Raw genomic sequence first — 3,204 nt, 5'->3', positions numbered from 1 at the left:
TCTTCAATTACTCGAACTTACTCGAAGGTTCTATCACTAATTTCATTTTCTCCTTCGCCTCTTCAAACAGAAAAATCCAGCAATTCTGGCAAAGATCGCTAATGTGGCAAACTCCGCAGCTTAAAAGATAACTTGTTTTTATTCTGTACACTAGCTATTTGGATATTCCATTTTCAATAGAATTATAAGAATAACTTCTCATTTTCGCTTACACCGATTTAGAGAGAAAAATTACAATGATTTCACTCATTTTTTATTCCAACAAATTTTCGGAATTTATAGTAGTTACAATTATATGCTTGTCGATATTACAACCTACTAAAACTACAACAACAGGTAATTCTAGCATCAATATGCATTCAAATTTCTGTACCATCTTTAGTGTATCCCTTGATAACAAGATATTCTTTGGAAATAATGAGGACTATCGGTTTAAACCTGAAACATCATTCATCTCGTTTATACCCCCACAAATAATCCCCAATTTTCGAAATCTACCTAGTTTTAATGCTACTCTTACCATCTATGGAAACGTTGTTGTAGGATCTATCATACAACAAAACGATCAGGTTCTTTTTTCGCCACAAGGAGGTATGAATGATCAGGGCCTTTGTTTTGACGCCAATTCTATACCAACACAAACTCTAAATGATAAAAATGGGGATTGGAATCCAATGAATGCTCACAGTGACATTCTGTGGTATTGTCAAACTGTAGAGGATGTCATTTCTTGGTATAAATCACATCCGGTAAAGTATTCTCCATGGAATGGTCAATGGAATTATGTTGATGCATCAGGAGCAGGAGTAGTTGTTACAGCTACTAACGGTGAACTGGTATTTATAAAAAAGAACGCAAGTTATCTGATTTCCACTAATTTTAATCTGGCTGAACCAAGCAGTCATTATTTCGACTACCCATGTTGGAGATATGATAAAGCTACAGAATTACTTGCAGATATCGATAATGAATCAGATCTCACTGTCCAAGCGTGTCGTGATGTGCTTTATGCTACACATTTCGAACCTGATCTATTCAATGATTTGCACACAATGTACAGTACAATTTATGATCCAATACAGAAGAAGATCTATCTATATTTTCTTCATAACTTCGATGAGGTTGTTGTTTTTGATCTTGAGGAAGAATACAACAAGGTTAATGAAATTGATAACAACCATTCGTTTCACTTAACACTAAATGATAATTCATATCTAATGAAGAATTTCTTTAACAAAACTAAGCTGAACGTTTTAACACTCAATAAACAGACTACTCTCATTATAATATTTGGCACCTCTTCCATTTTAATATTTGCTGTGGTTATATATCGAAAAAAGAAAAAAGAGAAGAATCGCATTTAAGTGAAAAGATTAAACTTATTCGCTTTTTCCTCTTAATTCAATAGCCTCTGAACTCCGTAAAAGGCTGGATAAATGTATATTTCTAGGTATATTCATATATATGTTGTCGTAAAACTTGTATCGAGCAACTATCGTGATGAAAAGACGGTATTTTAGTGTAATAAACTAATATCCACTCGACTATGAGTAAAATATTTCTCATATCACCCTAATTTTCGTCTACATTAGATCATCGCTACTAGATCCACCACAAAATGATGATTATTTCAAAATTTTATTTTAAAATATGGAAATAACTCTTAGTAGTCGAATTCAAATTTATTCCATTCTTTCTTTTTAAGGGGATTTTTTTTAATGATTTCTTTGATCTAAAGAGAAATTCATCTATCTGATATATTTTTCCTCTTGTAAAAAGAAGAGGAGAAATAGAAAGTATTATTTTATCCTCCATTGACCTACGTACTTCAATTTTCCTAAGACACCTTTCTTTTCAGGCTCTAGTTGTATAATGAAATTATTATCAATTCAAAAACATCAATAGGATTTTATAGAATTGAATTGTAAATAAATTAAGCATAATTATTATGTTTGTTTTGGTCTAATATACTCATTTAAAAAATTTAGATTCTTAAAACTTTATTAGTAATGAAATTCTATCAATCCTCGAGATAGTAAATGAAGATGATAAATCTTAAACGAAAGAATTTACTAAGAATGAGTGGAGTATCAGTCTTAATTCTGATCAGCTTCACTCTTAACATCCTAAACTCAATGGGTTCTGCAAATACTCTCATGTTTGACTACGAAATCAATATTTGTACTGATTGTGGTGGAATTCCCAGTTGGGATGATAATGGATTAAATGTCTCTATTATTGATCAGTCTATTGTTTTCAATCAAAAAATTATTCTTAATTGTGTTGTTAATAAAGATAATCTACAACTAAAATTGACTGAATCCGGGGAGAACTTAACAATTACCGAGAAATTTGATTATAGCATTGTAGCTAACTGCAATTGTCCAGTATTTATTATAGGATCAATATCTAATTTAAAATATGAGTGCTATACTTTGACTGTTAACCTTGAGAAAGTCCAATATAATTGGCAAAATGTAACTGAAATTGTATCAAATAAAACTATACTATTGAATGTATTCTACTTAGAAATGGTTACATCGTCTACAAATTCTGTTCCATCTACGAGTTCCACATCTCTAACAAATTCTTCATCTTCCACTAGTTCTAAAATAAGTGATTTCACTACAATATTCCCATTCATTACTTGTCTTACTCTTCTTGTATTAAATGTCATATACAAGAAACTGAAAGAATAAATTATCTTCTTTTTTGTAAGTTGATAGCAAAAACACCAATTAAATTCTATAAAATTAGAAATGATACTATTTATTTCAACTAAAAGAGGAAGTTCACAATCAAATTAACATGTAGAAAGAAGAACTATTTATATTTTATACAAGTTAGTATAAAAATTATTTTGAATAGTATAATTTCATATTAAAATTATACTAATTAGTAGAATCATAAACCAAAATCATCAAATCCTGCTTTGACGACTTGAAGCTAAATAAACATTAAAAAAGAAGCAATTTCCCGACGAATTACCTATATTATGGAGTTAGTCTTCACTTAATAGGCTGGTATTACCTATAAATATCCTTATTTTTCTCTTTATACTTCATTAAGTTCCGTCGTAAAAGTATATATCACTCTCTATATTCTGAGAAAAGAAGGACTGTAGGGTACGAAAATTTCTGGAATGCTTCTAGCTAATTATTTAGTACCCAGTATCTTGATGAGTAAACAAGCTGTCTGTTGCTC

Annotated in this window: 2 protein-coding genes; both read left to right on the top strand. The window is 30.2% G+C overall.

Features of this window, described 5'->3' with window-relative positions; translation table 11 throughout:
* Positions 1–236 precede the first annotated feature (236 nt).
* Positions 237–1,364 (top strand): carcinine hydrolase/isopenicillin-N N-acyltransferase family protein, encoded by a 1,128-nt coding sequence (locus ACWVCY_RS10900; protein WP_455142854.1) that lies wholly within the window; start codon positions 237–239, stop codon positions 1,362–1,364.
* A gap of 675 nt (positions 1,365–2,039) precedes the next feature.
* The gene (locus ACWVCY_RS10895; protein WP_455142853.1) at positions 2,040–2,699 is read left to right on the top strand and encodes a hypothetical protein; all 660 of its coding nucleotides are present in this window, start codon (positions 2,040–2,042) and stop codon (positions 2,697–2,699) included.
* Positions 2,700–3,204 lie beyond the last annotated feature (505 nt).

This window comes from Candidatus Hodarchaeum mangrovi (genome assembly GCF_975850365.1).
The sequence above is the reverse complement of the archived record's forward strand: the minus strand, read 5'-3'. Positions and strand labels throughout refer to the sequence as shown.